14 protein-coding genes are annotated in these 12,928 nt (G+C 44.4%); 7 read left to right on the top strand and 7 right to left on the bottom strand.

From position 1 onward, the window contains the following. Window positions 1-69: 69 nt before the first annotated feature. Window positions 70-960: an alpha/beta hydrolase gene (locus G548_RS0101765; RefSeq protein ID WP_022792434.1), complete on the top strand. Its 891-nt coding sequence runs from the start codon at window positions 70-72 to the stop codon at window positions 958-960. Window positions 961-1,023: 63 nt separating this feature from the next. Here the strand turns inward: G548_RS0101765 and G548_RS0101760 are convergent, their stop codons facing one another. After that, complete coding sequence (locus tag G548_RS0101760; protein WP_022792433.1) at window positions 1,024-1,926, bottom strand: cation diffusion facilitator family transporter; 903 nt, start codon at window positions 1,924-1,926, stop codon at window positions 1,024-1,026. A 185-nt stretch (window positions 1,927-2,111) separates the two neighbouring features. Between G548_RS0101760 and G548_RS17065 the strand changes: the two genes are divergently transcribed. Then, on the top strand, window positions 2,112-3,104 hold the full coding sequence (locus G548_RS17065; RefSeq protein ID WP_022792432.1) for an alpha/beta hydrolase: 993 nt from the start codon (window positions 2,112-2,114) through the stop codon (window positions 3,102-3,104). 56 nt (window positions 3,105-3,160) lie between these two features. Here the strand turns inward: G548_RS17065 and G548_RS0101750 are convergent, their stop codons facing one another. Then, window positions 3,161-4,252: a M24 family metallopeptidase gene (locus G548_RS0101750; protein ID WP_022792431.1), complete on the bottom strand. Its 1,092-nt coding sequence runs from the start codon at window positions 4,250-4,252 to the stop codon at window positions 3,161-3,163. A 210-nt stretch (window positions 4,253-4,462) separates the two neighbouring features. On the opposite strand from G548_RS0101750, the gene G548_RS0101745 reads away from it, so the two are divergent. Together G548_RS0101745 and G548_RS0101740 are read left to right on the top strand one after the other, a co-directional pair. Continuing rightward, window positions 4,463-5,023, top strand: a complete 561-nt coding sequence (locus tag G548_RS0101745; RefSeq protein WP_022792430.1) for a hypothetical protein — start codon at window positions 4,463-4,465, stop codon at window positions 5,021-5,023. Between the two features lie 55 nt (window positions 5,024-5,078). Then, entirely contained in the window at window positions 5,079-5,291 is a 213-nt protein-coding gene (locus tag G548_RS0101740) for a KTSC domain-containing protein (RefSeq protein ID WP_022792429.1), read from the top strand. Between the two features lie 99 nt (window positions 5,292-5,390). Here G548_RS0101740 and urtE read toward each other — a convergent pair whose 3' ends face one another. Genes urtE through urtA form a run of 5 tightly spaced genes read right to left on the bottom strand, consistent with a single transcriptional unit; the run spans window position 5,391 to window position 10,149 of the window. Further along, a complete protein-coding gene (gene urtE, locus G548_RS0101735; RefSeq protein ID WP_022792428.1) occupies window positions 5,391-6,080 on the bottom strand; it encodes an urea ABC transporter ATP-binding subunit UrtE in 690 nt (229 codons plus the stop codon). Window positions 6,081-6,082: 2 nt separating this feature from the next. Next, entirely contained in the window at window positions 6,083-6,862 is a 780-nt protein-coding gene (urtD, locus tag G548_RS0101730) for an urea ABC transporter ATP-binding protein UrtD (protein WP_022792427.1), read from the bottom strand. Beyond that, the gene (urtC, locus tag G548_RS17060) at window positions 6,816-7,904 is read right to left on the bottom strand and encodes an urea ABC transporter permease subunit UrtC (protein WP_022792426.1); all 1,089 of its coding nucleotides are present in this window, start codon (window positions 7,902-7,904) and stop codon (window positions 6,816-6,818) included. The genes urtD and urtC overlap by 47 nt, the downstream gene beginning before the upstream one ends. 21 nt (window positions 7,905-7,925) lie before the next feature. Then, window positions 7,926-8,828 carry an urea ABC transporter permease subunit UrtB gene (gene urtB, locus G548_RS0101720; RefSeq protein WP_022792425.1) on the bottom strand — a complete coding sequence of 301 codons (903 nt, stop codon included), beginning with the start codon at window positions 8,826-8,828 and terminating at the stop codon, window positions 7,926-7,928. A 19-nt stretch (window positions 8,829-8,847) separates the two neighbouring features. Continuing rightward, entirely contained in the window at window positions 8,848-10,149 is a 1,302-nt protein-coding gene (urtA, locus tag G548_RS0101715) for an urea ABC transporter substrate-binding protein (protein ID WP_022792424.1), read from the bottom strand. A 358-nt stretch (window positions 10,150-10,507) separates the two neighbouring features. Here urtA and ureA point away from each other — a divergent pair, with 358 nt between their 5' ends. From ureA to ureC, 3 genes are read left to right on the top strand one after another with little or no spacing between them, the layout of a single operon-like run. Next, window positions 10,508-10,810, top strand: coding sequence for an urease subunit gamma (gene ureA, locus G548_RS0101710; protein WP_022792423.1), 303 nt, complete (start codon window positions 10,508-10,510; stop codon window positions 10,808-10,810). A 13-nt stretch (window positions 10,811-10,823) separates the two neighbouring features. Next, a complete protein-coding gene (locus G548_RS0101705) occupies window positions 10,824-11,189 on the top strand; it encodes an urease subunit beta (protein ID WP_022792422.1) in 366 nt (121 codons plus the stop codon). Beyond that, complete coding sequence (gene ureC / locus G548_RS0101700) at window positions 11,189-12,904, top strand: urease subunit alpha (protein WP_022792421.1); 1,716 nt, start codon at window positions 11,189-11,191, stop codon at window positions 12,902-12,904. Before G548_RS0101705 ends, ureC begins: the two co-directional genes overlap by 1 nt. The last annotated feature ends 24 nt before the right edge of the window (window positions 12,905-12,928 follow it).

Here is a 12,928-nt window from a genome sequence, read left to right as displayed (position 1 = left end):
TCTTGTTTATTTCTGCCTAAAAACAGGAATATGATTTTTAATACTTTTCAGGAAAGGAAGCAGTTACTTATGGCCAAATGGAAAACGTCTACGCAGGCAGCAATGCTGCGCTCTTTTCAAAAACGTGTCAGCCAGCAGTCCCAGTCGTATATTACCCCACCGCCGGCGGATTCGGTCAGCACCTTCTCCTACCTGGTCGAAACAACCCCTGGAGCTACGCCGGTACATATTTATTATCCGATCGCGGACGTTTCCAAAAAGCTTCCGGTGTATATCAACCTGCACGGAGGCGGATTTGTGATGGGCAGCTCCGGTGAAGACCAGGGCTGGTGCAGATACATTGCCGCCGAAGCGGCTTGTGTGGTGGTAAACGTAGACTACCACCTCGCACCAAAGACCCGCTTCCCGGCTCCGGTGCTTGAGGTGTTTGAGATTGTTGAATGGCTGACCGCGCAAGCCGGACGCCTTTCACTGCAGATGGATAACTACGTGCTCGGCGGCCACAGCGCCGGAGGCAATCTTGCCGCCACCGCGAGCATGATGCTGCGCGATACCGGCCACAGGCTCCCAAAGCTGCAGATTCTTGACTACCCCGTACTCGACCTGCAGACGGATCCCTATGAAAAACCGGCGTATTCGACCGCCATCCCGCCGTACATTGCGCAGATTTTTAACGACAGCTACCTGCAGACACCCCAGGACGCCCGTCACCCTTACGCCTCGCCGTTGTATGCCGAACATCTCGAAGGCCTGCCCCCGGCGCTTGTCATTACCGCTGAATACGATTCGCTCGCAAGAGAAGCAACCCAGTACGTGAACCGCCTGGAAAAAGCCGGCGTTCCGGTGCAGCATTATCCATTTTCTGCGACCAGCCACGGATTTACGCATATGGGCAATGAAGAAACCGCACTCGAGGCGTGGACTACAATCATCCATGCGCTTAAGCGTGCCTTTAAATAAAAGAAACCGACCGTTCGGTAACGGCCGGGTCATGCACCGCCGCCCTTCACCCGGGCGGCTTTTTTAGTTACAGATCGTGTCTTCGCAGATATCGCGGTTCTCCATGTCAATCTGGATAGTCGTATGGTGGATGCCGTACTCCCTGTGCAGCAGCTCATTGGCGTTTTTCAGCGCCTCCTGCTGGCTCGTATCTTCTTTAACAACCAGGTGGCAGCTGAGAGCTGGGAAGTCTGACGTAATCGACCAGACGTGAAGGTCGTGAACATCTTTGACATGATCGACGGTCATCAGCTGTTCTTTGATCTGCTTCGTATCGATTCCTTCCGGCGCACCTTCCATAAGTACGTGCACCGAATCCCGCAGCACCCGCAGACCACTGATAAAAACAAGCACCGCAACGATCATGCTGGCGATCGGGTCAGCCAGGCTCCAGCCAAACAGCATGATTAAAATCGCAGCTGCGATGGCGCCTACCGAGCCGAGCAGGTCGCCAAGCACATGCAGAAAGGCACTCCGGACGTTTAAATTATCATGATTGTCCCCGCTGTGAAGAATGCGGGCCACAACAATATTTACGATCAGGCCGATGGTGGCCACGATGAGCATCCCCGTACTGATTACAGACGGCGGATCCATTAAACGCTGAATGCCTTCATACGTAATATACACGGCAATCACCATCAGCGCGAGACCGTTAATAAACGCCGCCAGCACCTCAAACCGGCGGTAGCCGTAAGTTTTCGATGAGTTGGCGCTGCGCTTGCCATACCATATAGCTGCAAAGCTGAGGCCGAGCGCCGCTGAATCACTCAGCATATGCCCAGCGTCAGAAAGCAGCGCCAGACTGTTCGTCCACAGGCCGCCGATTACTTCGACGACCATAAAAACGGTAATTAAAATAAATGACCACTTCAGGGCCGTTTGATTTGTGGTGCCGTGATCATGGCTGTGCCCTTCATGTGACATAGTTTCTCCTCCCTGTTTCTTTATCTTTTATATTCAAACCTTCTTTTGACTATATTATACCACTTTCACTCTTTTATTCAAACGTTCTTTTGAATAATAAAATGTCTAAATTTTTCCTGAGAAGGGAATACAGTAACGTACGTAGAAGTTAACGTTTACAAAACTTATACAAGGAGAAGATGTTTATGCACAAACTAGTCAAACAGACAGGCCTTGGCGCCTGCGGGCTGATCGCTGCAGCTGCTGCCTATGCGTTCTTTTCACCGCGACCGGCCGCCTGGTATGTTAGACAGGCCTTTAAGGGTGGGCTTGAAACTGAAGCTCCCGACTTTGCCGAAGCAGCCGAACAAACGGTCCAGTACCAGGATATTGACTACGAATCCCAATACCGTAACGGACGGCTCGATATTATTTTAACGACAAAAAAAGAAGAAAAAACGCCGGTCATTTTTTGGATGCACGGCGGCGCTTACGTCGGAGGCGATAAGCAGGATGCTTCCAAATACGCCACCTACCTGGCTGCCTCCGGCTACAATGTGATTAACATTAATTACGAACTCGCCCCGTCCGCCGCTTATCCGGCGCCATTAATCCAGCTCGATGAAGCGTACCGCTATATTAAACGGCACGCCGGGGACTACGGCATTGATCTGACGAATATTTTTTTCGCCGGGGACTCGGCCGGCGCACAGATTGTCTCCCAGTATGCGGCCATCCAGCTGAACGAGGGGTACTCCCCGTGGGTGCCGGTAAGACGGCATATTGATCCGCTTTATATTAAGGGCGTGCTGCTCTTCTGCGGTCCGTATGACCTTCGCCAGATCGCCGGCGCACCGCTCGGGTGGTTCAACCGCTTCCTGTTCAAGCGTATCGGATGGGCATACATCGGCACGTACAATTGGGAGGACACCCCGGCACTTACGGAAATATCGATGCTGCAGCGCCCGCCGGAAAAATTCGCCCCGACATTTATTACAGACGGCAATAAAAACTCCTTCGACACCCAGGGACGCCGGCTCGCTGCCCTATTAAGCCGCCGCGTGCCCGTTCGGGACATCTTTTACGACAAGGATGAAACACCGGTTGAACACGAATACCAGTTTCAAATGGATAAGCCTGCCGCCCGGCAGACATTCCGTTCCCTGACTGCTTTTATCGATACGTACAGCCGTACGTAAACAACGAAAAGGGCCTGGGCGCAATATGCGTCCAGGCCCTTCTTGTATGACAGCTCCTATTTGCTTAAAAGCGTTTCCAGACGGTTCATGATTTCCCCGCCCTGCCTGCTGACAACCACATCGTCCTCCAGGCGGATGCCGCCCCAGCCTTCAATATAAATGCCCGGTTCAATGGTGAGCACCATCCCGGCTTCCAGCAGGTTGTTGTTGCCGCCGTGAATCGACGGTGCTTCGTGCACATCCATGCCGAGACCATGACCAACACGGGTAATAAAATGATCACCATAGCCGGCTTCTGTCAGCACGTCCCGGGCGGCTTTGTCCACATCCCCGATGCGCCTGCCGTCCCGGCACGCCTTTATCGCTTCTGCTTTCGCTTCTGATACGAGCTCGAGGCGTTCCAGCGCAATTTTATCCGCTCCGCCAAATATCCAGGTACGCGTCATATCCGAGCAGAAGCGTCCGTACCGTGCGCCGAGATCCACCAGAATCAGGTCGCCCTTTTGCAGCTGTGCTTCTGACGGCACGCCGTGTGGATAAGCGCTTTTTTCTCCAAACAGGACGATTGTACCAAAAGCCGCCCCGTCTGCTCCTTCCTGCTTCATCGCCTCTTCCAGCTGATGAACAACCTGCCGCTCGGTCACTCCTTCCTGGAGCCCGCCTGCGACGATTTCAAGCGCCCGTTCAGCAATATCGACTGCGTGCTGGATTTGCGTCAGCTCCTCCGGCGATTTCACCTGGCGACTCTGCACAATCACCCGCTCAAAGTCTGTATAGCGGACTCCCGGATAGATGTGCTGCAGCCTTTCAAACCGGGCAACGGATAAATAGGTTTTTTGCACCGCAATCCGGAATGGGTTCGGCATCTGTGTGTGAAGTGCTTTTTTCACAATGTCCCACGGGTCTTCACTATCGGTGTAGGTAACAATGCTCCCGTGCCATCCGCTTGTTTCCACCAGCGCCCTTTCCATTTCCGGACAGACAAGCACCGGCTCTCCCTCCTGAAAAAGAATAAGCATCAACAGCCGTTCATGCGGGTCTGTGTAAAAGCCACTCGCATAGTAAATATCAGCCGGGTTCGTGAGAACGGCTGCGTCCTCCTCCCGTGCTTTTAATGCCCGGGTCCATGCTTCGGTTACCGCCTTCATTTTTTGACCTCCTTTTTCTTTAGTATCGCACAATTTTTTAGATGCTTTCCAGCCGTTCCTTCTTTCCCCAGGGTTTGCCTAAAGGCAAAAACGGGAAATAATGACAACGATAAGTGAAACGATACCCTTTTTGAAGGCGTACACATACATAGATAAACAGCGGGGTGGTTTAGCGCATGCCGCGCGAACCATAAAGGGGGGACAGCATCTATGCAGAATCAGGAGTGGATCTTTAACGATATACTTTTCTTTTCCTCCCACAATTCAGTTTCAGTCTACAACCACGGAGGGGAAACGGTCGGCCTGCTTGAGCGTGCCGACGCCAAAACCATCGACGTTAACACAGACCATATGCGTACCGGAGACGCGTACCGGTTTAAAGATACTCACGGCCAAACAAGGATGGCCATGGGTGTGAAAAAAGGTAAGATGCACCGGCGTCTCCGCTATCATTATATGTTTCAGCCATGCAGCGGGGCAGATGAAATTGAGCTGCGCGACCAAATATTTTTCCCTTACTTTCGTTTTCATGTAAAGGGCCACATTGACAATGAACAGCTTGAAATCTACCAGAACCGCCACGAGCAGCTGATCGTCCGGTGCGAAAAAGTAACCGTTGCTACGATTACGTTTAAAAACTCAGGCTGGAAGGTGTCAGTCTATGTCAATAAAAATCAGGATTCCTGCGTGACAACTCCGGAATTTCTCACCCTCGCCTACTGCATGTTCCGCCTGAATGATTTTGAATCCTCCGATATTAAAACGCTGTAAGCAAAGCCCGCAGCCGGGAGTTTTCTTCATCACCCTCCGAAAGGAGCCCAAAACTATGGATATGTACCGCATTCATTCGAGCCATTTAGCACAGGCCGGCTACGATCCCTTCAGTGAGCTTCTCCGTATTGAATTCACCGACGGCCTCGTCTATGACTACCGCGGCGTACCCGAGCATATTTTCCGCGGCCTGATGGCCTCTGATTCTGCAGGCGAATACCACTACCGGCGTATACGTGACGTTTATCCATACACAAAAATTGGTTAACAGGAGCACTGAACGGTGCTCTTTTTTGCTGCTTTTATGATAAAAAACTTCAGACGGAATGAAATGTCATTCGTCTGAAGCTAACTCTAGTTTTTTATATTAAATGCTTAAATGTTTTTCTACTTTTTCGTCTATTAGTTCAGATCCCTCGAATACCACCGTTCCACGATCTATTACATAAAAATAATCACCAACTGCCTTAGCAAACCCCAGATCCTGCTCTACCAAAACCATAGAGGTTTTCGTTTCATTCTTTAAATCTAAAATTACGTTTTGAATATCCTCTACAATATTTGGTTGTATACCTTCCGCCGGCTCGTCTAATAGAAGAAGTTTCGGTTCGGCAATTAACGCCCGTCCAATTGCTAACTGCTGCTGCTGGCCACCGCTTAAATCTCCCCCATTTCTGTTTTTCATTTCTTGCAAAACCGGAAAATATTTATACACTTTATTTATTATTTCTTTATTTTTATTAGGGTTTGACTCGAATCCAAGTAATAGATTTTCGTAAACAGTAAGAGTAGTGAAAATCTCTCTCCCCTGGGGTACATAACCTATCCCAGCTTTAGAGCGTATAGTGGCACTCGCTTTCGTGAGCTCTTTATCCTCAAAAGCGATTGTACCACCCTGAACTTTCAACACGCCCATAATTGTCTTAATAAGCGTAGACTTCCCTACTCCATTTCTTCCTAAAATACATATTACTTGATTTTGCTTTACTTTTATTGATACATCCCGTAAGACCATGCTTTCATCGTAGCCTGATTCTACATCCTTCAATTGTAGCAATATTACACAGCTCCCTTGCTGCCTAAATAGACTTCTTTAACTTTGTCGTTATTTTGCACTTCCTCCATGGAACCTTCGCTTAGTAAGGCCCCCTCATGCATTACTGTAACTCTTTCGGCATACTTACTTACAAAGTCCATGTCATGTTCAACAACGATTATCGTGCATTGCTTCTTTAACTCCTGCAGTAACTTTCCTGTTTTTTCTTCCTCTTCTTCAGTCATCCCAGCAATAGGCTCATCTAAAAGAAGTAGTTCAGGTTCCTGCATCATGACCATTCCGATTTCGAGCCATTGCTTCTGCCCATGCGACAGATTCCCCGCAATTAAAGTTTTTTGTTTTGTTAGTCCGATCGTTTCCATTTGTTTGTCGAGTTTTTCTTTTTCCTTTTTTGTCATTTTTGCTTTCAGTATTGAAAAAACCTTTTTATTTTGTTTCATCGCTATCTCCAGGTTCTCCTGCACCGTTAAATATGGAAATATAGTCGGCGCCTGAAATTTTCTTCCAATTCCCATTCTTGCTATTTCAAATTCGGGTTTTCCGTTAAGGTCATAGTCATTATCGAAAACTGCTTTTCCTTTAGTTATTTTTGTAAGACCGCATAATACGTCTAAAAAAGTAGTTTTTCCTGCTCCATTCGGTCCTATTAAAAAATGTATTTCTTTTCGGTCTATATGAAAAGAAAACTTGTTTAGTGCAGTGAATTCTCCAAATTTAACGATAATATCTTTACAGTTAAGAATTTTTTTCTGGGAATGTGCCTGTATTTGTTCGCTTTGCATTAAAATTCCTCCATTTTTTCGAAATTTTTTCACCTAAGGACATTAAACCACCAGGGAGAAATACGATTACTATAATGAATACAAGACCGATAAAGTAATTCCATAAATCAGGGTAATTTTCACTGAAATATGTAGTTCCTGTATTAACTAAAATAGCTCCGAGTACCGGTCCTAATAAAGTAGCCCTGCCTCCAAGTGCTACCCAAAGTGCCATTTCAATGGAAGGGATAATGTCAATCATAGAAGGTGATATTATGCCTATCTGCAATACATACATCATTCCAGCCAGCCCTGCTATACCAGCTGATATTGTAAATACCAGTATCTTATAATAGGAGGTATTGTATCCAGAAAAACGCAATCTATTTTCCCCGTCCCGAATAGCTACAAGCACTTTTCCAAAACGGCTATTCACTAAACGGTAGCAAAATAAGAAAATTCCAACTAATAAAGCGAGTGTTATAAAATAAATTACTGTTTGAGTGCGAGGATCAGAAAGTGAAAATCCAAAAATAGTGCTTAAATTAGTTAAACCATCTGTCCCGCCGGTGAATTTTTGCTGACTAACTATTAAGGTTACAGTAACAAGCACTAAAGCCTGAGTGAGAATCGTGAAATAAACGCCTTTAATACGGTTACGAAATGTGAAAAAACCTAAGATAAATGCCAGTATCATGGGAGCGATTATCGCTAAAGCAATAGCGGCAAATGGATTCGAAAGCATGACCCACATCCATGGAAGCTCTGACATTCCGCTCCAAAGCATAAAATCTGGCACTGCACCATTAGACGATTCAATAGTCACATAAATAGCCATAACGTAAGCTCCGAAACCAAAAAAGATACCGTGACCTAAACTTAATACTCCTGTATAACCCCAAAGCAGGTCTAACCCAATGACCAAAATAGCAAATGCCAAAAATTGACCCAGCAAATTAATATAAAAATTGCTCATCATTAAAGGCAACAAAGCCAGCAGTAGAGCTAATAAATAGAATAGCCCCTTTTTTGTTCTCAATTTATTTAGAATAGATATTGCCACTCTTCTCGCTCCCTCCGCTTACTAATCCAATTTTCGTGTATTAATACTAAACAAACCGTTTGGTTTCCATTGTAAAAAGAGAATGATAAGAACAAATATCAACACGCGCCCCATAGAAGCATCAGTAAAGTATTCGAAAATTGTATTAAATACTCCAATACCCAACGCCCCAGCTACAGTGCCGAGAAGCATGCCAACTCCTCCTACAACAACCACCATGAAAGCATCAATGATATAAGCTGTTCCAAGTGTAGGACCAATAGGGCCAATAAGAGTTAGAGCCATACCTGCTACTCCAGCAAATCCGGCTCCGATAGCAAAAGTACTTGCATCAACTTTCCTGGTTGAGATTCCAAGACTTGCTGCCATATCACGATTTTGCATTACCGCCCGTATACGGCGGCCATTGCCGGTTTTATAAAAGTAATAAAACATAAAGCCAACACAAAGAGCGACCAGAATTAAAATAAATATCCGGGAAATCGGAAATGACATCGAAAAAATTTCAACTGCTCCAGAAAGCAGCTCCGGGCTTTGCACCCCGACGTTGGGAGCCCCAAATATTGACCGTGCCAATTGCTGTAGCACAAGGCTGATACCAAAAGTAGCCAATAAGCTGTCGAGTGGACGGCCATACAAAAAACGAATAACTGTAACTTCCATCACTAACCCAATTAATGCAGCCAGTATAAAAGCTGCCGGAATAGCAAATAAGAAATACCAATCAAAAAGTCCTTCCGGAAAATAATTAATAAAAATCGTCTGAACTACATAAGTAGTATAAGCGCCTATCATGATCAGCTCGCCGTGCGCCATATTTATGACATTCATTAAACCAAACGTAATTGCAAGTCCGAGAGCTATTAATAAAAGAATGGAACCTAAACTAATACCATTAAAAATTTGAGCTATAATTCCCTCCACTATAGTTCCTCCTTATTTTTTATTCATCCGTTAAATCTTCACTTATCCCTTCTGCCCAATCATATTCTTTCAAGTAAGGATCTGGTTCAACAGGTTCTCCAGAATTCCACACTTCTTCAAACTGACCATCACTTTGAACTTCACCAATACGTACAGTTTTCGCTACGTGTTGATTCTCCCCATCGATTTCCACCGTGCCTCCTGGAGCATCGTAAGTAATTCCATCAGCTGCTTCTTTTACTGCATCCACATCAGTCGTTCCTGCTTTTTCGACAGCCTTTGCCCATAAATGAACCATAAAGTAACCTGCTTCGATTGGATCTCCGATAACCCGATCCTCACCATAAGTTTCTTTGAAGGAAGAAACAAATTCTTCATTTTCCGGTGTTTCTGTGGATTGATAATAATTCCAGCTTGAATAGTGCCCTTCAATAACGTCTGCTCCTATACCCTGAATCTCTTCTTCAGCCACTGATACAGACATCACCGGAATGTCTTCAGAAGAAATCCCTGCATCGTGCAATTGTTTAAAGAAAGCAACATTACTATCACCATTTAATGTATTAAAAATCACATCTGGATCTTCTTCTTTGATTCTGGAAATAATTGTATTGTAATCAGTATGTCCTAACGGTGTATATTGTTCGTTAGCTATTGTGCCGCCTTTAGCTTCCACCTGAGATCTAATCGCATTATTTGCAACCCTCGGAAATACATAATCGGATCCTAATAAAAATATGTCATCGCCTTTATTCTCCATCAGCCAATCTACCGCTGGAATAATTTGTTGATTTGGAGCTGCTCCGTTATAAAAAATATTCGGAGATGATTCCATTCCTTCATATTGAACAGGATAAAACAGCAGGCCATTATTGTTTTCAACCACTGGCTTCATCGCCTTACGGCTTGCCGAAGTCCAACCGCCAAAGATGACCGGAACTTCATCTTGCTGTAAAAGTTTACTGGCGCGTTCTGCAAAAGTCGGCCAATCGGAGGCTCCGTCTTCTATTACCGGCACTAGTTCTTTTCCCAGCACTCCGCCTTCTTCATTGATTTCTTCAATGGCCAGCAATTCCGCGTCCCTTACTGAAGATTCGCTCATAGCCATTGTTCCGCTTAGTGAATGCAGAATACCTACAGGGATTTGATCATCCTCTACTTCTACCTCTTCACCCGAGTCTTCTACCTCTGTGTTTTCAACTTCATCGTCCGGGGTTTCAGCTCTTGAATCCTCTTGATTCGTGCTACAACCCGCAATGAAAATAAACAGACAAGTAAACATAATCATAAAAAGCACTTGACCGCTCTTTTTTACTGACATCGTATAAAATCCCCCTTTTCACTCTGTTCGTTAAAGTAACACAGCAGAAAAAGATTATCTTTATTTATGTAAGAAAAGCTTACATTTAAGTAAGCTTTTTCTTTTCTTATATTTTCCTTTTGGAATAAAAAAAGACTGCGAAATTAGGGTTTCTCCAAAATTTTTAAATGCTGAAGTATTTCTCCAAAATTTTTAGATATAACCAAATAACATTTGTTCTATCACCTGATACGAATTTGCCAGCCAAAACTATTTTCGAAAAAAGTATGTGAGAAAAATTAACATCATGTTCGATATCAACTTTTATGTCAGATATACTTACACAAAATAATTAATATTCATTGAAGGGAGAGCCTGGATGAAACTTTCACCAATGGAACAAGAAAAATTAATGACTTTCTTAGCCGGCGAATTAGCTGAGAAAAGAAAAAACAAGGGTATCAAATTAAATTATCCCGAAGCTATTGCCCTTATTAGTTCTTACATAGCCGAAGGTGCACGTGAAGGAAAATCCGTAGCCCAATTAATGGGTGAAGGGAAACAAGTTTTAAAAAAAGAACAGGTAATGGAAGGCGTGCCGAGTATGGTAGACAACGTTCAAGTAGAAGCTACTTTTCCTGACGGTGTCAAACTAGTTACTGTGCACCAGCCTATAAACTGAAAGGGGAATTGTAATGATTCCGGGTGAATATCGCCTTGCCTCAAAAAGCATACATGGGAATAAAAATAGAAACACTTTAATTATTAGAGTTTTAAATACAGGCGACCGGCCAATTCAGGTAGGATCTCATTTTCATTTTTTTGAAGTTAACCGGTTCCTTGCATTTTCACGACAAGCTGGTATTGGCAAACATTTAAATATACCTTCGGGTACCGCTGTTCGTTTTGAACCGGGCGAAGAAACGGAGGTAGAGCTTGTGGAGATGGGTGGCACAAGGGAGGTTTTTGGATTAAATAATCTCACAAATGGTTCTATCTCTCACCCTGAGGAATTAACTGAGCTTGCAGAATCAAAAGGTTTCAAAGGAGAAGATTCTTAATGGAGATGAACCGGAAACAGTATGCCAGTTTATATGGTCCAACTACCGGAGATCAAGTTCGGCTTGCAGATACAGATCTTTGGATAGAGGTTGAAAAGGATTTTACTTTTTACGGAGATGAGGCTAAATTTGGCGGAGGTAAAGTTCTAAGAGATGGCATGGGTCAAAATGGAACTGCTACACGCTCTGAAGGCGTGGTAGACCTTTTAATTACCAATGCTTTAGTTGTAGACCATAGTGGAATTTTCAAAGCCGATGTCGGTATTAAAGATGGACGAATAAAAGCAATTGGGAAAAGCGGCAATCCAGGTACTATGGACGGCGTACATCCCGAGCTTATTTGCGGAGCTTCCACTGAGGTTATTGCCGGAGAAGGTAAAATTTTAACTGCAGGAGGAATAGATGCCCACATCCATTTTGTCAGCCCCCAGCAAATTGAAACAGCCATATGCTCAGGTATTACCACAATGCTCGGAGGCGGAACTGGTCCAGCTACTGGTACTAATGCCACCACCTGTACGCCTGGAGAATGGAATATTCAAAGAATGCTTGAAGCTGCTGAAGAATTTCCAATGAATATGGGCTTTCTTGGTAAAGGTAACGGTTCCCATAAATCTCCTCTTGCCGAACAAATAGAAGCTGGGGCCCTAGGCTTAAAACTGCATGAAGACTGGGGCACTACACCAGGTGCTATTGACACGTGTCTTTCAGTAGCAGATGAATACGACGTTCAAGTAGCCATTCATACAGACACTCTTAATGAGGCAGGTTTTGTAGAAGATACCATTAATGCTATCGGTGACCGGGTAATTCATACATACCATACAGAGGGCGCTGGCGGAGGACACGCTCCGGACATTATGAAAATTGCTTCTTATCCAAATGTACTTCCTTCATCAACTAATCCGACCCGACCCTTTACTAAAAATACAATTGACGAACATTTAGATATGTTAATGGTTTGCCATCACTTAGATAAAAATGTACCAGAAGATGTAGCATTTGCTGATTCCCGTATAAGACCGGAAACGATTGCTGCAGAAGATATTTTTCACGATATAGGATTGATTAGCATTATCTCGTCCGATTCTCAGGCTATGGGACGGGTCGGCGAAGTCATTATTAGGACATGGCAGACAGCAGATAAAATGAAAAAGCAACGTGGTTATCTCCAAAATGATGCCGAAAATGAAAATGATAACCTTCGCGCTAAACGTTACATCTCAAAATATACTATCAACCCTGCTATAGCCCATGGAATCAATGAAGAAGTTGGCTCTGTAGAAGAAGGCAAATTTGCTGATTTAGTATTGTGGGAGCCAGCATTTTTTGGCGTTAAACCAGAAACGATTATTAAAGGGGGGCATATTGCTTATGCACAAATGGGAGATCCCAACGCTTCTATACCTACCCCTCAACCTGTTTTCCCAAGACCAATGTTTGCGAGCTTCGGAAGATCTAAATATACTACCTGCTTAACTTTTATTTCAAAAGCAGCATATGAAAATAATATTCATAAAAAATTGCAATTACAAAAAAAAGTAGTTCCCGTTAAAAATTGCCGAAATATAGGAAAGAAAGATATGAAGCATAATGATAACGTCTCGGATATAGACATTAATCCAGAAACTTATGAAGTAAAAGTAAATGGAGAACTAGTTGAATGCGAACCTCTTGAAGAGGTTGCTATGGCTCAGCGCTATTTTCTTTTCTGAATATACTAGAAAAATTAAGGAGTA

It is taken from the genome of Marinococcus halotolerans DSM 16375 (assembly GCF_000420725.1).
GTDB lineage: Bacteria > Bacillota > Bacilli > Bacillales > Marinococcaceae > Marinococcus > Marinococcus halotolerans.
Note: the sequence above shows the minus strand (reverse complement) of the source record. Positions and strands in the feature narration are given on the sequence as shown.